Source organism: Bacillus sp. es.034, from assembly GCF_002563655.1.
Classification (GTDB): domain Bacteria; phylum Bacillota; class Bacilli; order Bacillales; family Bacillaceae_B; genus Rossellomorea.
In genome coordinates this window covers 1,222,282-1,240,809 of record NZ_PDIY01000001.1, presented here as the reverse complement: position 1 = coordinate 1,240,809, position 18,528 = coordinate 1,222,282, and the positions used below count along the sequence as shown (strand labels likewise).

Below are 18,528 nucleotides of genomic sequence, written 5' to 3'. Positions count from 1 at the left end.
GAGAGAAAGGTCTCCTGGGTGTATACGCATGTTGAACTGGACCGTCTTAACTAAAAATATCATTCTTTATCTCACACTGGCTCTAGTGGTACCTATTCCCATAATTTGTTACATCTATCCCGAATTTAATAGAATGATAATATAAAAAAAGAAAAGGAGAGATACATATGACTAACAATCTATTCGATCTAACTGGAAAAGTAGCAGCTATTACAGGAGCAACACGGGGTATCGGACGCTCCATGGCAATCGCCCTGGCAGAAGCAGGAGCGGATATTGCCTTACTTCAAAGGAATCCCGAGCAGACTGATGTGAAGGAAGAAATTGAACAGCTCGGTAGAAAATGCTCCATCATACCATGCGATCTTGAAAAGCCAAAAGAAGTGAAATCCGCTATCCCGAATGTGATTTCGACATTTGGAAAGATTGATATTCTCGTAAACAACGCCGGCATCCAACGCCGCTCACCTTCCGTTGATTTCCCTGAATCCGATTGGGATGACGTGCTGAATATCAATTTAAAAGTGGTCTGGCTATTATGTCAGGAGGCCGGTCGTCACATGGTGGCTCAAGGAGGAGGCAAAATCATCAACACCGCTTCCCTTCTCTCTTTCCAAGGAGGATTGACCGTTCCAGCGTATGCTGCAGCGAAAGGCGGGGTGGCACAACTCACGAAAGCCCTCTCGAATGAATGGGCCAAGAAGGGTGTCAATGTCAACGCGATCGTTCCAGGTTATATTGCTACAGAAATGAATACCGCCCTAATCGACGACCCGATCAGAAACAAACAGATTCTTGATCGGATTCCTGCCGATCGATGGGGGGAGCCCGATGATTTTAAAGGGACCGTTGTGTATTTAGCTTCAGAGGCTTCGAATTATGTGCATGGGCATTTGGTGGCTGTTGATGGGGGTTGGCTTGGGAGGTAAATTGACCTTTTAAAAAAACCTTTAAACACTGAGAAGGTGATTTTTTTTAAAGGATTATTAATGAAAATAAATGAAATTGATACCGTCATCCATTCCATAAATGCCATCTCCGATCAGACGAACCTTCTTGTACTCAATGCAAGTATCGATACGGCCAGAGCCGGGGAACACGGGAAAGGATTTGCGGTAGTAGCTGAGGAAGTCAGGAAATTGGCCGAGCAATCAGCCAGGGCAACGGATCAGGTAAGGATGACCATACAAGATATTCAAAGTCAATCCAATCAGGCCACCATTGAAATGAACACGACGAGAAAAAATGCCGATGAACAAACCCCGGTCGTCAAAAAAACTGAAGATGCGTTCCACTCCATTTCATCCATGATTGATAACATGGTTTCACCAATCCAAGGAATTTCACAGAAGGTGAAATTCCTGACAAGCCATAAAGATGATGTGGTGGGGGTCATCCAAAGTATCTCGGCACCGGCAAAGCAATCTACCGCATCCAGCGAAGAGGTTAGTGCATCAACGGAACAACAACTGATGGCATTGAACTCCATCGCACACTCGGCTGCCAGTTTAAATAAGGCGAGCATTTCGTTAGCGGAAGTCAGTAGTAAGTTCAAGGTATAATCTTCTTCATAAAATGAAAAGGGTAGAGCGGGGACGATTCTTAAATGGAAAAGCGGTTGTGGACTGAGTGTTAAGTCTCCTTTTTCTGAATAGAGTAAAAGAGGTTGGCTAATAGGGAGTATTGATACCTATTAGCCAACCTCAAATATATGAAGCTTTTGACAACAGCATCTTCCCTTTCACCTGAACGTGAAATTGGAAGAGGGTGCTGTCCCTGTCCCATCATTCTTTATTAAACGGTGTATCCGACAGCTTAATAGACTCCGTCGGACAATCTTCATATGCTTCTTCAACATCTTCCATAAACTCTTCGGGAATCGGTGTGTTGCCTTTGTTATTGTCTAACAGGACAAAGGCCAATCCTTCTTCGTCGTAATCGTAGACTTCCGGGGAGGATGCTCCGCAGGATCCACAGGCAATACAAGTTTCCTGATCGATCATCGTGTATTTACCCATTTAAAAGCTCCTTTATATTTTGATGGTTTCTTTCTTTTCCGCATTCCCCATCACACTTGTACTATGTAATGGCTGCACGCGTGCACTGGGATCGACATATTGTTTCGCATGGCTGACTGCTACAGGTGCCTCACCAAATCCGGTTGCGATCAATTTGATTTTACCTTGATAGGTCGCGATATCCCCAACGGCAAAGATTCCTTTAATACTCGTCTCCATTTTATAATCAACGACAATTGAATTTTTCTCGATTTGAAGCTCCCATTCTTTTATGGGACCAAGAGAAGAAATGAAGCCGTAATTGACAAGGACGTCATCCACATCAACGAGTTCAGTCCGCTCCTCTTTCGCGTGTTGAAGGACAACTTGTCGAATCGTATTACTCTCTCTATTTAGGTCAGCCACATTGTAGGGAGTCATGATTCTTACATTCGAATTCATTAATCGCTGAACACTGTGTTCATGGGCCCTGAACTTATCTCGTCTATGAACGAGTGTTACTTCACTTGCAATCGGTTCGAGCATATTCGCCCAATCGACAGCAGAATCCCCTCCTCCGCATACCATCACTTTCCTACCTTGAAAGCGCTTTAAATCATTGACATAATAATGGAGATTTTCATACTCCTCGTCCTTTTTCTCAATCCCTAACATCCGTGGCTTAAATGCTCCGGCACCAGCTGTAACGATGATAGTTTTGGTCTGATGTACTTCCCCATTATTCGCCGTTAACAAGAAAGACCCATCAATGATTTTTTCTACCTTTTCTATCGTTTGCCCAAGGTCTACAGAAGGATTGAACTGAAAAGCTTGTTCCTTTAAACCATCAACTAAATCCTTTGCAAGCACTTTAGGAAACCCTGCTACATCATAAATATATTTTTCAGGATACAGAGCCGACAATTGGCCTCCTAATTGAGGCATACTTTCAATGATTTTCACGCTCATCTGCCGCATCCCTGCGTAAAAGGCCGTGAATAGTCCTGTCGGTCCTCCACCAATGATTGTGACATCAAAAACTGGACCTTCCCCCATGCAAGTAACCCCTTTCCTTCAACGTTGTTTGGAAAAACTTATAACTTCTTTAACAAAAGGATCAAATCCGTTTCTACAGCTGCATTACCTGGTAGAGAACTAACTCCCACTGCACACCTGGCGTGCTTCCCATTCTCTCCGAACAGTTCAACCAGGAGATCGGATGCACCATTGATTACCTTCGGAACATTTGGAAAACCTGCTTCACAACTGACATATCCAGTGACTTTTACGACGCGTTCTATAAGGCTGAAGCAGCCTAATACATCCTTTACGATCGCCAGCTGATTGAGTGTGGTCAATTTGGCGGCCTTGTATCCTTCCTCTAAGGATAATTCAACTCCCACTCTTCCCTTATAAGGGAGATCACCATTCCACTTACAGGTTACCCCGCTGACGAATAAAAATGGATCTGCTCGGACAGAACCCAGGTAATGCCCAGATGGTTTGGGCTTATCGGGCAGGGTGAGTCCCATCTCTTCCAACCTGTCTTCAATCTTAAGCAATTGTTTCTCCACATCGATCTTCCTTCCTGGCTACCGCCATTGATTCAAGAAGCAGCAGATTATGATGTTTGCAAGAACGTTTCCCTTTTAGTTTTGAATGTACTGGGTTGATGAGAATAGAACACATTGAGGCTTGCTTGTTTATTGCAAAAGGAACATTTCACACCCTCCGGAGCCTTGCGGATATGAGGGACATCCAATAGCTCAATTGCTTCCGTTACATGTTTTTTACATGTCCACATTCGCTACACCTCTTCCATTTAATGTGTTGTTCTTATTTATTGACTACTTGCTTTTGGATTTTGTCCGGCTTTCTTTTCTTCACGACTTTTGTGGTTTCTTCATCCCATGAAAGAGTGACATCCCCATCGGTGACAAATGTTTGGCACCCTAATCGATACCCTTTCTCAAGCCACTCTTCTCCAAGCTTTCTCCGTTCCTGAACCTTCACATTGTCCAGGTTCTCCGCTCCCTCCTCGATCTTGCAAAGGCAGCTTCCGCAAATCCCCCCTCCGCATTTGTTAGGAAGATCGCCATCGTATCGTAAAGACATCCGTAATATATTTGAGTTTTCAGGTACATCCAGCACTTTTCCGCTAGTAGAATAATTGATTTTAGGCATCGAGTATTCCTCCCTTGATCCTTCTTGGTATACAATATACCACAAACGAAATTTTCTGACAATATATTTTTGTTATTTCTAATTTTTCTGAATTTAAATTTGAATAACCGTTCCTCTACTGCTATACTTTTTGGTATACAAAATTCCAAGTGAATGGGAGTGAGGATTCTATCATGTTAAAAGTAGGATTAATCGGGTATGGTGCGATCGGAAAAGATGTTGTTTCATATATAAAGAAAGATAAGGTAGAAGGGGCGGAGGTACATGCGATTCTAGTAAGGAATTCTGAGCAATATGAAGAATTAAAGACGGAGAGTTTCATGGTAGTAGATAGCGAGGAAACGTTCTTTTCTTCCGGATTAGATGTGATCATAGAATGTGCTGGTCACGATGCTGTCTATCAATATGCAGTAAAAGCCCTATCAGCTGGCAGTCATTTCATAACAGTATCAGTGGGTGCGTTCTCCGATGGAGACCTTTATGATGATGTCGTCGAAGCAGCAAGGAAACATGGCCGGAAATTGATTCTCCCTTCTGCTGCGATTGGAGGCCTGGATCGAATTGCTGCGTCAACTATTAATGAGTTGGAGGAAGTAAAGCTCATTACCCGTAAACCTCCTTCAGCATGGAGAGGGACGATTGCTGAAGAAAAAGTAGATTTAGATACCATCAGTGAAGAGTTTACACTCTATGAAGGTACGGCTCGTGAATCTGCTAAGCTCTTTCCGCAGAGCACGAATGTTTCAGCGGCCCTCAGCATTGCAGGTGTAGGGTTTGATCAAACGAAAGTACAGGTGCTGGTAGACCCGGAAGTGACTCATAATACGCACCAAATCATTGCAAAAGGATACTTTGGCGAGGTGGAATTGACCATCCAGAATACCCCGTCAGCAGATAATCCGAAATCGGGTTACATTGTGGCGATGAGCATTTGCAAGGCCCTGAATAACCTCACTTCCCCTGTCATCATAGGAATTTGATTTCAGCATCGGACAGCATAAACACTCCACAAAAAAGACTGTGTCTCATCCTTCAGACACAGTCTCTCTTTATTTTTTCTTCACTTTTTCTTTTTGCTTTTCAATAAAATGGATATAGGCTTTTTTGGAGTTTTCGATGTGAATCTTTGTTAAGAACTCGGCCATATCCGCTTCCTTATCCCTTACCGCTTTCATGATTTGAATATGTTCTTTTAAGGATTCCTTTCTGCGCCCCGGGGTTTCATATCCCATACTTGCAGACATCTGAATATAATCGGTCAATCCCGAAAGAATTTGGAAAAGCTTCGGGCTTTTGGCGGCTTTATAGAGGAGAAGATTCATCTCGATATGTTCAGTATCAATTCCTTCTGCCTCACCTTTCTCCAAGGCTTCCAGCTTTTCAACCTTATCATTGAATTCTTGTTGTATGTCGTCATCCATTTTCTGTGCGGCAAGCTTTGCCGCCAATACCTCCAGGGAAGAAAGAATTGTAAACACTTCAATGACTTCTTCTTCCGATATATTGGAAACTATGACGCCTTTTCTTGGGACTGTCTTGACGAAGCCTTGAGATTCAAGCCGGAACAGTGCTTCACGAATGGGGGTCCGGCTGATATTTAATTTACTTGCTACTTCTCTCTCGATCAGACGGTCTCCAGGCTTGTATTCTCCGCCCAGAATCAGGTCTTTTAAATAAATATATGCACGCTCACGGATTGAAAGTAATTCCTCTTCTTCCCACTTCATTTCATTATCCCCTTCTTCGATATAAAATCACTTGTCTCTCTATATTATCAAAGACTCTGTCATTTTTATATTATTAAGATATTTTAGCGTAGAATTGGTGAAAAGCAAAAACGATCAAGCAGAACTTGATCGCCCTTCCAATTAATTCGATAAAAAGATTCCTCCATAAAATAATGCACATACAATCACGATTGCCGGGTGGATTTTCAGCTTCTTCATAACCAAGAAACCTGCGGCAGTAAGGATTACAAGATGCAATACTCCGCTTTTTTCAAAAGCAGATAGGAAGAATTGATACGCCAGTACCCCAAGTAAAATGGCAATGACGGGCTGTACGGATAGTGTCATTAGCTTTACCTGCGGGGAATCCTTAAATAAGTTCACGAATTTGAAAAGGATGATGACGGCGATCGCTGATGGCAGGATGGTTGCTGCTAGAGCAATCACCATCCCTAATACGCCGCCCATTTCGTAGCCGATAAACCCTGCCATCTTTGTCGCAATCGGTCCGGGAAGAACATTTGCGATTGCAAACAGATCCCCAAACTCGTTGAGGGTCATCCAATCATAGCGGTTGACCACTTCATTTTGAATTAAAGGAATCGTTGAAGGTCCTCCTCCATATCCAAGAAGGTTCGAAATGAAAAATGCCCAGAAGATATCCCAATAAATCATACGCTTTTTTCCTTTCTTTGCTCATACATGTCCTCGGATACATTTTTCGTTCTATTCTTATATACAGCGACGATAAACGCCCCCAATAGACAAGCCCCGATCATGATTCCCGGATGCAGATTAAGAAACTGGATCAGTACAAGAGAGACGCCGCCAAGTCCAAATGCTATCGGCAGTCCGAGTCCTTTACGTGCCTTGTCTGCAAACTTGTACGCCATCTCAAGAAGCATGATCCCGATGATTGGCGTTACCCCCTGAACCATTCCTCCTACAATCGGAGAAGTCCTGTACTTGTATAGTAGCCCAAGCATAAACACCATCCCGAACAGAGACGGCAGAATATGAGCAAGGATCGCTACGACAGCCCCCAGACTGCCATTTACTTTATATCCTATATACGCAGCCATCTTTGTCGCGATCGGCCCTGGCAGAGTATTGGCCAGAGCCAAGGTTTGGCCGAATTCGTCCTCTGTCATCCATTCGTATTTCTTCACTGCTTCATATTCAATCAGTGGTATGGTGGAGGGCCCTCCTCCATATCCGGTCACTCCTGTTCTGGCAAAACCAACCGCAAGGTCCAAATTTGATTTCATGCCTACTCCTTCTTTCACTATTTTATCGTCAGGACCTTGGCTGCAAAGAATTACTTCTTAATATCTGCATCTGTTACGACGTCATAACCCTTTAAGTGAGACTGCAATGCTTTCAACGCTGCTGTGCCTACAGCCGTATCCTGTTCACCATTACCTCCGCTGACCCCGATACCCCCAACTACTTCCCCATTCACTACGATCGGGAATCCCCCAACAAATACAGCGAATTTCCCAGGAAGCATCTGTTGAATGCCAAATGCTTCATTTCCAGGCAGGACAGGTCCGTTCGGTTCCTTGTTAAATAAATGAGTCGAACGCTTATGGCCGGCTGCCGTAAACGCTTTGGCAATCGCAATGTCAGGACCGGTGATACGGGCCCCGTTCATACGCTCAAGAGCAATCACATGCCCGCCGTCATCGACAACTGCGATGGTTTCAAGCACGTTGATTTCCGCTGATTTTCTTTTGGCTTCTTCTATGATTACTTTCGCTTCTTCGAGTTCAATTCTTAGAACAGTTTTCATATCATCGTTACCCCCAGAGAATTTTAGTATCCTATATATACAGTCTTGATTTGAGTGAAGAATTCTAGACCTGCTCTTCCTGATTCACGGAAGGTGGATGTACTTGATTTCTTGATGCCGCCAAATGGCGCATTCATCAGATTGCCGGTTGTTGTTCGATTCACTTTCACGGTGCCTGCCTTAATATCCTTCGTAAACTGTTGGGCCGTTTTTAAATTATTGGTTACAATCGAAGCAGAAAGCCCATATTCAACATCATTGGCCACTTTAATTGCTTCTTCATAATCCGCTGCTTCGATTACCGCGATGACAGGGCCGAAGATTTCTTCCTTCGCAATCCTCATGGAAGGATCAACTTCTGTAAAAATGGCCGGACGTACGTAATAGCCGTTTCCATACTCCCCTTCCGTTACATGCTCTCCACCGTATAGCAATGAGGCACCCTCTTCTTTACCGATTTCAATATACTTCAATACATTCGTTAACTGCTTCTCACTTGCCAACGGACAAACGGTGACACCTTCTTCAAATCCATTACCGATTTTGAGGTTTTTCGTTTTTTCCACAAGAGCATCAAAGAACCTTTCTTTGACTTCTTTCATGACAATCACTCGACTGGTTCCCGTACACGCCTGGCCGCTGAGATTATAGCCTCCATTCACTGTCAATGTAGCTGCCAGGTCAATATCGGCATCTTCCATCACGATCAATGGGTTTTTACCGCCAAGCTCCATCTGGGTTCTCGTATCAAACGACACATTGCGGTGAATTCTTTCCCCTGCGCCGGTAGATCCTGTAAACGTCACAGCCTTCACCGCTGGATGGTCGACCAGGCTGTCACCTATTTCACGGGAGTTCCCCGTAACGAAATTGAGTACTCCATCAGGAAGCCCGGCATGAACCAAAGCTTCCACTAATCGATAAGCAACCAATGGTGTTTCCGAAGACGGTTTGAACACAACCGTATTTCCCGTAATCAATGCAGGTGCAATTTTACGGGCAGGGATTGATAATGGAAAATTCCAAGGAGTGATGACGGTGATTACACCGAGCGGTTCAAGCTTCGATGTTACATCCATGCTGGGATCATCCTGAGGGAAGGTCTCACCACTATGGCTTTGCCCCTCAACCGCATAATACTTCAATGTCTCAGCCGATCTGAGTACTTCTCCACGGGCAGCCCCGATCGGTTTACCTTCTTCAAGTGTTAATTCTTTTGCAAATTGATCTACATGATCAATTAAGTATTGAGCTGCCCTGTTCAGGATGGCTGCCCTCTTGGAAGGCGCCGTTTCAGACCAGGAAGGGAAAGCGGCATCCGCAGATTCAATGGCTCTTTTTACATCCTCTATTGTAGATGCCTGGAAAACACCGATCACTTCTTCTTTATTGGCTGGATTAAGACTGGTAAATGTTTGTTCACTGGAGGAATCCTCCCATATACCATTAATGTAGTTTTTGTATAATTCGGCTTTTGCTACTAGCACTCGAAACATCCTTTCCTATTCTTTTCTAGGGATATGATGAACAAATGGCAGTTCCCATACAAGGAAACTGCCACTTATTAATTTGTTAATATGTTCTAAGTATCTTAAGCCTCCACAAGAGCACCTAGATCTTTTTCAAGATATTCTTTCCATAATCCGTCCATATACATCCGGCGCATTTTCGCTCCTACACGGACAATTTCCAAACATTCCTGCTGAAGCTCCGGCGTATCAGCATGCTCAAGGACGATTTTGTATCCACGCTCTCCATGGATTTCATCCGATACGATGTGAAGGTCGAAGAATTCAATTTCTTCATCAGTGAATCCATACTTTTCACGAAGGACCGGCGTTTGTTTTCGGTAAATATCAGGTACCTGTGATTCCAGCCCTACTACTAATGCTGCCGTAGCTACTACGAAGTTTTCACGTGCCGCCACTGAATAGCACCAGCTTTGCAATCCAAGCGTGGTTGCAGCCATATTCTTTGGATCTCTTATTCTATCACCGGTCGTCCCGCACGCTTCAGCAAAACGAATCAGTAGGTCGGTATGGCGATCTGCGGCAATTTCCTCTTCATACATATTTTGAAGTGTGAAATCTTTCGCGTCTTCGAATTTAGGATGATCAGGTGTGTTGTGATAAATGTAAGAGAGATAGTTCGCAAAAGGCCCTACATAGTGATAATGGTTTTCTGCCCATTTCGCAAAGTGCTTTCTCTCTAGCTTCCCTTCTGCCCAAGCGACTGTAAAAGGAGCCTTTTGACTATGATTTCCCTTGATTGCTTCTTCCAGCTCTTTACGGAATTCATCTTTAGATAATAGTTTTGTCATGATCCTTCTCCTCCTAAAAGTATGCTGCAGCTTACCTGCACATTGTATTGGGTATTTTGTATACCAAATAATGTTGAAAAAACAACTATATCTTCCTTTCGATTGAAGTACCAGCATCTAAAGAGATACAGTTCGTGAAAACAGCTACTTTAGCTTGTTCTTTTGGTATACCATTGACTTTATACTAACCTATGAATCTTATTTTGTAAATATACTTTTCTGATTTTTTTAAAAATTATAATTTTTATGCTTGGCTACATAAATAATATGGCTGCAAGAGTGGCCACCACCAACCCGGTCATGACGGGGATGAAATTTTTTCTGGCTAGCTCCAGTACTGAAACGCCGCAAAAACCTGCAACTGCCACAAGAGATGACCAAGCGATAAGTGTTCCACCGCCTGTCCATATAGATCCCATCTGCCCGATTGCTGCAAGCGTTCCAGGATCAACCCCTGCCGTATTCGACATGGCACCGGATAATGCTCCCACTAAAGGAAGTCCTGAGAAGCCTGAACCATCCAAGCCAGTGATGATACCAACCAAAAGAATACCAAACGCGCTAAAGAAAGCGTTTTCAGGAATGGACGCCTGTGCAGACTGAACCAGATCAAATAGGAAGGCTGGCTTGGCTGCTTCTTCCCCAAGCGAGAGAATAGATCCGGTAAAATCCGAGCTGCCCAGGAAAAAGAAACCGGCAATTGGGATAACAGGACCCATGGCACGAAACGCGAAAACAAATCCGTCTGTAATGTGGTCACCGATTTTATCCAATGCATGGATCCTGCGGAAAGCAACGGAAGCCAAAATCAACAGTACGGCTGCGACTCCACCTATAAAGGCAGCACCGTCCCCGCCTGCAAATCTCCCCGACTCAGCGTCACTAAACTTGGTAGAAAACATAAAAATCATGACGGCAAGCATGGACAGTGGAACGAGAACAGCAAACACTTTCCCCCAAATTTCTTTTCTACTTGTGTATACTTCTAGCTCAGACGCTGCAGATACTTCAGCCTCTACTCCTCTCTTATCAGCAGTCATGGCATTTAATAAGTTGACCGCATTTTCCGCTTCTTCGCTATTGGGCTTTGCGATGGACTTATACATCATCGCATAAGCAACCCCGACGGCTGTCACCCCCGTAATGACCGATAAGATCATTGCTTTATCGGCAACTTGCACCGTTTCCATCCCTCCGGAAGTGGCCGTCAGCATCGGAGCGACCTGCATGATATAGTCCGACGATAACGCCATCCCCTGTCCGGCAATGGCCACGATCATAGCGGCCCCCATCGCCGGCAGACCGGCACGCATGGCAGCAGGAACAAGCAGAGCACAAATGAGTGGTACAGCCGGTGTCGGCCAGAAGAACAATGAAATAACATAGGTGACAACCATTAATACAAAGTACGCAATATGGCCATTGATCATGACCTTCTGGATTGGAACAATCATCCTCTGGTCCGCTCCAATATCTTTCAGAGAGTTTAATAAAGCGACCATCAGGGTAATAATCAAAAAGATGCTGAATAATTCCTTTGCCGCAACCAGATTGGCGTTAAAGACCGCCATGAAGCCACCAACCAGGGATCCTTTATATAGCCACGCAACTAAAAAGGTCCCGACTATGGTTGGTAGCACAACCCCCTTGCGAAACAACATCGTAACAATGACAAGTACAGTAACGAATGCATATAACCAATGAGCAGCAGTTAATTCCAAAGCATTCACCCTTCCACTTTTTTGTTGCTTATGATTTCAGCACTTCAACTCCAAGACCCAATATCTCTCTCAACCCTTCTGCTAGATTCTCAGTTGCTTCTGTGACAATTTGTTCTCCAATCTCTCTCGACGCCTTGGTGGCATCCCCTATACAGCCATTTTTCGTCATTTCTTCGTAGCGGTAATATCCTTGAATGGCTTTTCCTGGTCTTAGTAGTTTATATCTCCCCCCTTCACAGAAGTCTCCCGACGTCAATTTATCCGGTCTGACCAGATACGGTGCCAGATATAGAGCTTCCGATACTTCACGTTCACAGCTATGACCGAAGATCGGGGAATGAATGAATTGTTTGAGAGATTTTTTTGCTGACGCGGTCGTTTTCGCATAAAAGATGTCAACCGCTTCTTCCTCTGATAAAACACCACTTGCCACACTTAAAGTCGATTGATTTCCTCCATGGGCGTTAAGGAATAGAAACTTGTTGATTCCGTGATGCTTTAATGACCGGACCATATCTCTTAAAATCGCAATTAATGTATCCGGCTTTAATGAAATGGTACCCGGGAAGTTTAGATGGTGAGGTGATACACCCATATTGATCGTCGGAGTAACCAATAAATGTGGGTGCATTCGTTCAGCAACCTTCTTCGCCATCTCTGTTGCAAGTACTGTATCGCAGCTCTCAATCATATGCGGTCCGTGTTGTTCATGGGCACCGACCGGTATGACGGCCATTTTGACTGTTTTTAATGCATCCTGTACTTCCTCCCAGGTCATATTGGTTAACTGATATGAAGTCATTCTACACACCCCTTACACTTTTACGGTATTTTGTATACCGGATAAAACGCCAAAAAAAATTATCCCTGTGATTCTGCAGCAGCACGCCTTTTTTTAACATCAATTCCATCCTGGGTCAACTCGATATCTCCTTTGATCGATAACTGACATGTGAGCCGGTAGTTTTCATCGACAAGATCTCCCAGCATCTTATTCTCTTTCCAATTCGGTGGATCCAGCGTTTCGATACCATCCAGTACCTTACATGTACACTTTGTACATTTCCCCATCCCACATCCATATTTAAGTTTCGGAAATTGCTTTATTCCAGCCAGCACAACCAGATTAGCACCATCTTTCACTTCCTGTTCGATCATATCTCCTTCTACAAACAATTTGACATTTGGCATACAAACACCCCTTCACTGTGATATTTATCACAATTTTTAGAATTTTCTTAAGTATACCTATGAAATATAAAAAATGTAAACCCTTTCATGAGATTTTCTCACAAAAAAGTATGTGATCGTTCCGTTTTTTATTGATATAAATAGATTTTTAAAATAAAAGAATTTCCTAATAAATAAAAATTCAGAAAACTTTATTGATTTAATCCCTTTCTTCCTTTACACTAAAATCAACAGATGATGGTATACAAAATACAATTTGAAGAACCAAGAATAAAGGAGCGGATTTATTTATGGAAAAGTATATTGTACTTACTAACAAGGATACCTTTCAAACGGTATTAGAAAATGATGGATTCCAGCCTGTAGAAACATATCATTTCTACTTCTTTGACAAATTGAAAGCCTCTTACACGATTGCGAGGGTCCTGGATGACAATGCTAAGATTCAGTTGTACGAAAACTATGAAGGGAAAGAGTATATCAACCATATCCGGGTGAAATTCTTTGAATCCTTCGAAACGATTGAAGGTGCACGTGAGGAGTTATATGAAATCGTAAAGGCTAATGGGAACAGCAAAGATTCGAAGCATTCAAAGCTGGTTAAATCAGACGAACTTGCGGTCTAAGACATATACAATCTTAAATAGCCCATTTATCCCAATACTGAAAAGGATAAATGGGCTATTCAACATCATAGAAAAACACCTTCGACTAAGGAATCGAAGGTGTTTTTCTTATATCATAATCTGCAATAGAATGAGATATAACACAGTTAAAGATAAAAACGAAACGGTAAAGATGAAATTCCAATTCGATACTTTAAAGGAGCTTGTCTTTACAATCGTCGACATTAACCCTATCGTGGCATTATACGGTCCCATGAGAAACGCAGACACTGCACCAGCGAGCATTGAAACAGTCAGGATGTAAGGTGAAATATCCAGGCTATGGGGGTCAAGTGTTCCTGCCAGTAATGCCAGGGCGACTGCAGGATGAAGTCCTGCAAATGCCAGGATTAAAGGAATCAATGGAATGAGCAGGACAAAAATTTCGATTCCAATAGTATCCTTGAATGCAGTAATCCACTCGTTTACTACATGGTCCGTATGAGAAAATTCAATAGCTGATATGAAAAACCCCGCAGACAAGAAGATGAAAAACTGATCTTTCATTTTTAGTAAATGGTGGTGATAATGATTGGCCAATCCAATTCTAAAATCACGGGCCTTGCCCAACATCCCACACCAGATAAATGCAAAAGGAATCACCAGCAGGGAAACGACAATCAGGAACGAAAGGGATAACCAATGTTCCATGATGGCGATGACGATATTGAAGATAATGATAGCCATCAGGATGTGTGACAGCTTCCCTGGTCCTGCTTTTCCGTCCGGTTTCTCAATTGTTGCTGCCGTTTCATCTATGGCAGACCTTGTCCTATATGAAGCACTCTTCCCCCTCTTCCGGTACCCTCCCAGATACCAATCAAGCAACAATCCCATCACACTTAAAGGAAGAACATAGGGAAGCATCCCGCCCCACTTTACCCCTGTCATATCAATCACAATCCCTACTATCGGAGTGACCGGAGCCCACATCAAAGGCATGGAGAATCCGTGGGTGATGGCTCTACTCATGAACCTTTCTTTATCTTCAAGTGGGAAAGCATCCGCAGCTGGCCTGACAGAGAAATAGGTCATCGGCAGCGTGGCAAGATTCATGAAAATACTAAAGAAGTATGAAATGCCTGACGTGAGACTATATAGGCTGGTTGAGGATTTCACCCTCCTGGAAATAAAGCCTTGGATATTTTCGGAATAATTCCCCAGCTTAATTGGCTGAGCCAATAAAGGAACCAACGCAAATAAGGTCAGAAGGTTAAGCATAGGACCGAATGAAAAAAGGATATCCTTCAAGCCCGCTTCACTCTTCACCATCATGATGAGTCCCAACACAAGGAACGTCCCCCCTATTACCCTGACAAACTTACTGACTCTGAGTGCAGTCAACATAACAATCAATAAGCAGATGACAGATATGGTGGGAGCAAGATGAATACCGGTGAAAAGTTCGTTGATTAAATAAAGCAAGATGGAAAGGCCGGATAATAGTTTGATCATCACATCACCAACTCGTTATTTTTTTCTGATTATTCTATATACTAAACCTCTTGAGAATGAAAATCAATTGTATGGTATACATTATTTCAGGAAAAAATGGTCTTTTTCAATTTATTCTATTTTTAGACGTTGTAGAGATTATCACCAAATTCATTTAAAAACCCTTTATAGTAGGTATTTAAAGGTTTTAACTTAAGACTGACAACCATTATGGTATACCAAATAAGGTTTTTATTCCTTTTTTAGCTGATTAAATTCATTGATTAAGGTATTTGGTATACAATATTGTTGACTTCCTATGATGAATCGCCTATAATGTATCTATAAACACCATTATTAAATTTCTAGGAGTGATCCAATATGTTTGAATTATTATTTGGTTCGAAGCATGCTTTAGAAAAGGCAAACCGCAAATTTGCAAGACTGAAAAGAACATTAAAGTTTTAATGATATAGCTATCTGGAACAATGTGTTCTCATTTAGAGCTGGGATACACTCACTTCTTAAAAATAAAGAACTCAACCTCACCAGGTTGAGTTTTTTTTCTTATGAACATGACTCAGGAATCACCATACCCTCGTTTCATCAAAACTCCGCCACAATCTCTCCCATCTTCTCCTCAAACTGCTTCTTAAGCTCAGCCTTCTTTGAGGCATCCATTTTCTCACTATGCTCTCCATTATTAAACTCATAAGCAATGGATTGCCATTCCTTAAACTCTTCAAGCATCCCCTTCTTTTCCCTTGAGTGTATTCATGGCACAAAAGGATGCAATAGTAGCTCATTTTATCTGCAATTATCAACGTTGATAAATTAAAGATACTTGGCAAAAGTTGAGTCGGAACCGTCCAAAATTAACTAGATTAACACGATTTACGGAAACATAATCATGGCACCTACACATATCATAACGATACGGACCAGGTACATAGGTATTGAGAACAACCAGAACTGCGGAAGCTTATATTTACCCATTCCCAAGATCATGGCCGGCATGCCATCGATTGGCATGTATCCGCCATTCCATCCAGATATGACCACTGCAATGGCGGCGGCAGCAGGATTCATTCCCAAACTAATGCTGGTTGCAATAGCGATTGGTGCAAAGATGAATACAGAACCCATATTTGAGCCAGTAAAAGTAGCACAAGTACTAGTCAGAAGTGCGAAGATTAAGATAAATATAAATGGATTGATATCAGTACCCAACACATTCGCTACAGAATCACCGACCATAGCTGTAAATCCAGAGTTAGCCAGAGCGTCCGCAACGCCGATAACTCCAGCCATCATAATGATGACAGGTGCACCCATATTATCCCGGACTTCCCTGAAGTCAAGCACGTTAATGATGAGCAAGAATGCTCCTGCAATGCCGGGAATGACAAAGGCAGCATTACCCAACACGTTCATAAGCATCATACCAACAACACTGATGAGAAAAGCAGCAATGATAGAGTATTCTTTCCATGCCGGCATAGCATAAGTCTCGGTAGTTGCCGCCACCTCTTCATAGGCAGTGGCTTCTTCTTCCATAAGAGCATGATCCGGCAGAAGGCGATAAGCAATCAAACTCCATGCCAAGAAACCAAGTGACAGGATGAAATTCACGACTGCAAATTTCGTCATGGACAGCCCGCCGGTGTAACCTGCCGTTTCCAGTACGCTGACAGTGACACCGTAGAGAAGTGCTACATTGAATGGAATCAAAGGGTGGTTAGTAGCAAACCCCAATGGCATCATCAGTTTGGAGGTAGGCATTTTTTTATTGTAAGGAATCGTAGATATCAAGGATAAAATCAGTACATAGTAACCAGTGGAACCAGTGCCTGCTAAACTGGCACCAAGCATAACCACTACGAGTAAAAGAGCATAGCTTTTGTAACCGCCCTTATTGACCAAAGAGAGCATCGAGGACTGCACCTTCCCAATCAGGCTTGTCTTCATGAGTCCGGCCATCACAACCATAAAGCCGGCGACCATGACAACGCTCGGGTTCACGAAACCTGCGAATGCCTCTTGAACAGTAGAAAGACCGGTGACTACGAGCAGAAGACAGGCCATGAGCGGCGGTGCGCCGAAGGCAAATTTGTCTGACATGATCGCTACAATCATCAGGATTAAGATACCAAGGGCAAGAATCATTTCGATTGTCATTTAACGTTTCTCCTTTTTGGGGAAGATTTGTATAATGTCCGTTTAGTTGAGAGATTTTCAAATAGAATGATATGATTACCTGAAATCTAGCTGATTTCTCCAGAGGTAGGATTGTAAACGCCTTCATTTTCGCGTTTTTTACCATATATATCTTCAACTGAAAAGCCGTTATACTTCACACAGATTCGATTCTTATATGCGTATACTAAATGAATACGTCCTTCTGCATCTTGATAAATAGTAGGATATTCAAATTGTGAATTATTCGTTTTGTTCTCTGCTCCAATGAAACCTTCTGCGTGTTCAATGATTCGGCCGATCGGCCAAGTGTTTCCGCCATCTTCAGATACTGAAACCACTACCGGGTTACGCAGTCCAGGCCATGCTACTTTTCCTTTTTCAGGATTATTGGCAGAGTTTGCATTATACGCAATAGCAATGGCGCCGTTATCAAGTTTAATGGCACTTATGCTTGCATTGTTATTTGGCAAAACTGTTGGCTCGGGCACTGTCCAGGAATCTCCATAATCCCTTGACTCGCTTCTATAAATATAATCCGCAAACCTACTTCTCATAAAGGCCACTAATTGGCCATCTTCCAATTCTATAACATTGGCATGCACGCGTCCGTTACTTTCAGGCATGCGTACTTCTTTCCATGTTTGTCCTTCATCATCTGATACTTGGAATACCGTAGGATCGTTGGTAAGACCGAATTCCGAGTCTTCACATACCCATGTGCTGAAGATCCATCTGCCATTGCTTAATACTTGGATAGCCTGCCGGACAAATGTACCAGGCTGGCTGAATAATACTGCTGGTTCCATCCAGGTTTCACCGTTATCATATGTTTTCTGATATTTGATTATGGACGTGAACTGCATATTATCTTTCCCAGGCTGCCGTCCTTCCTGGGAAGTGTAGATGAGCCATACTGATTGATCAGGTGCATGGAAAAAGGAAGGGTTTTGCTCACTTCTCGTATCATCCTGCGAGACAATTTCCGGTACATTCCACTCTTGAGTTTCATGATTGAATTTGGATAATACAATTGAAATATCGGGGCTGCCTTCGAATGAACCGGCAAACCATGCGCATAATAAGTCCCCATTTTCCATCTTCGTAATGGTCGGGGCATGTGCGGTTGAAAAGGGACCAGGCGGTATCAAGGAAAAATCAATATTTGTATAATCATCGTGATATAATTTACCATTGTGAATGGACTGGTTCATGACCAATGTACTCAAACTTATCACCCTATCTTTCTAGTTAAATTTCGATGTTCATTGCCGATTCTCTAAACGGTTGGTGATAGTTGA

20 protein-coding genes and 1 pseudogene are annotated in these 18,528 nt (G+C 42.9%); 4 read left to right on the top strand and 17 right to left on the bottom strand.

Translation table 11 applies throughout. The annotated features are described in order from the left end of the window. Nucleotides 1-167 precede the first annotated feature (167 nt). Nucleotides 168-929, top strand: a complete 762-nt coding sequence (gene kduD / locus ATG71_RS06355) for a 2-dehydro-3-deoxy-D-gluconate 5-dehydrogenase KduD (protein WP_098438907.1) — start codon at nt 168-170, stop codon at nt 927-929. A 102-nt stretch (nt 930-1,031) separates the two neighbouring features. Beyond that, nucleotides 1,032-1,562: pseudogene (locus ATG71_RS06350) on the top strand (methyl-accepting chemotaxis protein); the annotation flags it as partial. A 222-nt stretch (nt 1,563-1,784) separates the two neighbouring features. On the opposite strand, the gene ATG71_RS06345 reads toward ATG71_RS06350, so the two are convergent. The 4 genes from ATG71_RS06345 to ATG71_RS06325 all read right to left on the bottom strand — a co-directional run bounded on the left by ATG71_RS06345 (nt 1,785) and on the right by ATG71_RS06325 (nt 4,181). After that, on the bottom strand, nt 1,785-2,018 hold the full coding sequence (locus ATG71_RS06345) for a ferredoxin (protein WP_098438905.1): 234 nt from the start codon (nt 2,016-2,018) through the stop codon (nt 1,785-1,787). Between the two features lie 12 nt (nt 2,019-2,030). Continuing rightward, nucleotides 2,031-3,053: an NAD(P)/FAD-dependent oxidoreductase gene (locus ATG71_RS06340; RefSeq protein WP_098438904.1), complete on the bottom strand. Its 1,023-nt coding sequence runs from the start codon at nt 3,051-3,053 to the stop codon at nt 2,031-2,033. Nucleotides 3,054-3,091: 38 nt separating this feature from the next. Beyond that, complete coding sequence (locus ATG71_RS06335; protein ID WP_286162930.1) at nt 3,092-3,571, bottom strand: RidA family protein; 480 nt, start codon at nt 3,569-3,571, stop codon at nt 3,092-3,094. 262 nt (nt 3,572-3,833) lie between these two features. After that, nucleotides 3,834-4,181, bottom strand: coding sequence for a 2Fe-2S iron-sulfur cluster-binding protein (locus ATG71_RS06325; RefSeq protein WP_098438902.1), 348 nt, complete (start codon nt 4,179-4,181; stop codon nt 3,834-3,836). A 173-nt stretch (nt 4,182-4,354) separates the two neighbouring features. Between ATG71_RS06325 and ATG71_RS06320 the strand changes: the two genes are divergently transcribed. Continuing rightward, nucleotides 4,355-5,161 (top strand): aspartate dehydrogenase, encoded by an 807-nt coding sequence (locus tag ATG71_RS06320; protein WP_098438901.1) that lies wholly within the window; start codon nt 4,355-4,357, stop codon nt 5,159-5,161. Nucleotides 5,162-5,230: 69 nt separating this feature from the next. On the opposite strand, the gene ATG71_RS06315 is transcribed toward ATG71_RS06320, so the two are convergent. The 9 genes from ATG71_RS06315 to ATG71_RS06275 all read right to left on the bottom strand — a co-directional run bounded on the left by ATG71_RS06315 (nt 5,231) and on the right by ATG71_RS06275 (nt 12,932). Beyond that, a complete protein-coding gene (locus tag ATG71_RS06315; RefSeq protein ID WP_098438900.1) occupies nt 5,231-5,908 on the bottom strand; it encodes a GntR family transcriptional regulator in 678 nt (225 codons plus the stop codon). A 141-nt stretch (nt 5,909-6,049) separates the two neighbouring features. After that, complete coding sequence (locus ATG71_RS06310) at nt 6,050-6,583, bottom strand: chromate transporter (RefSeq protein WP_098438899.1); 534 nt, start codon at nt 6,581-6,583, stop codon at nt 6,050-6,052. Further along, nucleotides 6,580-7,176 carry a chromate transporter gene (locus tag ATG71_RS06305; protein WP_098438898.1) on the bottom strand — a complete coding sequence of 199 codons (597 nt, stop codon included), beginning with the start codon at nt 7,174-7,176 and terminating at the stop codon, nt 6,580-6,582. The genes ATG71_RS06310 and ATG71_RS06305 overlap by 4 nt, the downstream gene beginning before the upstream one ends. A gap of 50 nt (nt 7,177-7,226) precedes the next feature. Further along, nucleotides 7,227-7,700, bottom strand: coding sequence for a GlcG/HbpS family heme-binding protein (locus ATG71_RS06300; protein WP_098438897.1), 474 nt, complete (start codon nt 7,698-7,700; stop codon nt 7,227-7,229). Between the two features lie 23 nt (nt 7,701-7,723). Further along, a complete protein-coding gene (locus ATG71_RS06295; RefSeq protein ID WP_098438896.1) occupies nt 7,724-9,196 on the bottom strand; it encodes an aldehyde dehydrogenase family protein in 1,473 nt (490 codons plus the stop codon). 95 nt (nt 9,197-9,291) lie between these two features. Further along, nucleotides 9,292-10,020 carry an iron-containing redox enzyme family protein gene (locus ATG71_RS06290; RefSeq protein ID WP_098438895.1) on the bottom strand — a complete coding sequence of 243 codons (729 nt, stop codon included), beginning with the start codon at nt 10,018-10,020 and terminating at the stop codon, nt 9,292-9,294. Nucleotides 10,021-10,274: 254 nt separating this feature from the next. After that, nucleotides 10,275-11,741, bottom strand: a complete 1,467-nt coding sequence (locus ATG71_RS06285) for a hypothetical protein (RefSeq protein WP_098438894.1) — start codon at nt 11,739-11,741, stop codon at nt 10,275-10,277. A 28-nt stretch (nt 11,742-11,769) separates the two neighbouring features. After that, nucleotides 11,770-12,543: a creatininase family protein gene (locus ATG71_RS06280; RefSeq protein ID WP_098438893.1), complete on the bottom strand. Its 774-nt coding sequence runs from the start codon at nt 12,541-12,543 to the stop codon at nt 11,770-11,772. A 59-nt stretch (nt 12,544-12,602) separates the two neighbouring features. Continuing rightward, nucleotides 12,603-12,932, bottom strand: coding sequence for a 2Fe-2S iron-sulfur cluster-binding protein (locus ATG71_RS06275; protein WP_098438892.1), 330 nt, complete (start codon nt 12,930-12,932; stop codon nt 12,603-12,605). A 290-nt stretch (nt 12,933-13,222) separates the two neighbouring features. Between ATG71_RS06275 and ATG71_RS06270 the strand changes: the two genes are divergently transcribed. Further along, a complete protein-coding gene (locus ATG71_RS06270) occupies nt 13,223-13,558 on the top strand; it encodes a hypothetical protein (protein WP_098438891.1) in 336 nt (111 codons plus the stop codon). 108 nt (nt 13,559-13,666) lie between these two features. On the opposite strand, the gene ATG71_RS06265 is transcribed toward ATG71_RS06270, so the two are convergent. The 4 genes from ATG71_RS06265 to ATG71_RS06255 form a co-directional block, all read right to left on the bottom strand. Further along, nucleotides 13,667-15,052 (bottom strand): hypothetical protein, encoded by a 1,386-nt coding sequence (locus ATG71_RS06265; protein ID WP_098438890.1) that lies wholly within the window; start codon nt 15,050-15,052, stop codon nt 13,667-13,669. Between the two features lie 585 nt (nt 15,053-15,637). After that, complete coding sequence (locus tag ATG71_RS23320; RefSeq protein WP_179886477.1) at nt 15,638-15,781, bottom strand: hypothetical protein; 144 nt, start codon at nt 15,779-15,781, stop codon at nt 15,638-15,640. Between the two features lie 144 nt (nt 15,782-15,925). Next, nucleotides 15,926-17,209: an SLC13 family permease gene (locus ATG71_RS06260; RefSeq protein WP_098438889.1), complete on the bottom strand. Its 1,284-nt coding sequence runs from the start codon at nt 17,207-17,209 to the stop codon at nt 15,926-15,928. Between the two features lie 86 nt (nt 17,210-17,295). Continuing rightward, on the bottom strand, nt 17,296-18,456 hold the full coding sequence (locus tag ATG71_RS06255) for a sialidase family protein (RefSeq protein ID WP_286162928.1): 1,161 nt from the start codon (nt 18,454-18,456) through the stop codon (nt 17,296-17,298). Nucleotides 18,457-18,528: the final 72 nt, after the last annotated feature.

Bases quoted from the DNA above. Each gene is read 5' to 3' on its own strand.
- kduD (WP_098438907.1), top strand. From the start codon at position 168: ATGACTAACAATCTATTCGATCTAACTGGAAAAGTAGCAGCTATTACA.
- ATG71_RS06345 (WP_098438905.1), bottom strand. From the start codon at position 2,018: ATGGGTAAATACACGATGATCGATCAGGAAACTTGTATTGCCTGTGGA.
- ATG71_RS06340 (WP_098438904.1), bottom strand. From the start codon at position 3,053: ATGGGGGAAGGTCCAGTTTTTGATGTCACAATCATTGGTGGAGGACCG.
- ATG71_RS06325 (WP_098438902.1), bottom strand. From the start codon at position 4,181: ATGCCTAAAATCAATTATTCTACTAGCGGAAAAGTGCTGGATGTACCT.
- ATG71_RS06320 (WP_098438901.1), top strand. From the start codon at position 4,355: ATGTTAAAAGTAGGATTAATCGGGTATGGTGCGATCGGAAAAGATGTT.
- ATG71_RS06315 (WP_098438900.1), bottom strand. From the start codon at position 5,908: ATGAAGTGGGAAGAAGAGGAATTACTTTCAATCCGTGAGCGTGCATAT.
- ATG71_RS06310 (WP_098438899.1), bottom strand. From the start codon at position 6,583: ATGATTTATTGGGATATCTTCTGGGCATTTTTCATTTCGAACCTTCTT.
- ATG71_RS06305 (WP_098438898.1), bottom strand. From the start codon at position 7,176: ATGAAATCAAATTTGGACCTTGCGGTTGGTTTTGCCAGAACAGGAGTG.
- ATG71_RS06300 (WP_098438897.1), bottom strand. From the start codon at position 7,700: ATGAAAACTGTTCTAAGAATTGAACTCGAAGAAGCGAAAGTAATCATA.
- ATG71_RS06295 (WP_098438896.1), bottom strand. From the start codon at position 9,196: ATGTTTCGAGTGCTAGTAGCAAAAGCCGAATTATACAAAAACTACATT.
- ATG71_RS06290 (WP_098438895.1), bottom strand. From the start codon at position 10,020: ATGACAAAACTATTATCTAAAGATGAATTCCGTAAAGAGCTGGAAGAA.
- ATG71_RS06280 (WP_098438893.1), bottom strand. From the start codon at position 12,543: ATGACTTCATATCAGTTAACCAATATGACCTGGGAGGAAGTACAGGAT.
- ATG71_RS06275 (WP_098438892.1), bottom strand. From the start codon at position 12,932: ATGCCAAATGTCAAATTGTTTGTAGAAGGAGATATGATCGAACAGGAA.
- ATG71_RS06270 (WP_098438891.1), top strand. From the start codon at position 13,223: ATGGAAAAGTATATTGTACTTACTAACAAGGATACCTTTCAAACGGTA.
- ATG71_RS06265 (WP_098438890.1), bottom strand. From the start codon at position 15,052: ATGATCAAACTATTATCCGGCCTTTCCATCTTGCTTTATTTAATCAAC.
- ATG71_RS23320 (WP_179886477.1), bottom strand. From the start codon at position 15,781: ATGCTTGAAGAGTTTAAGGAATGGCAATCCATTGCTTATGAGTTTAAT.
- ATG71_RS06260 (WP_098438889.1), bottom strand. From the start codon at position 17,209: ATGACAATCGAAATGATTCTTGCCCTTGGTATCTTAATCCTGATGATT.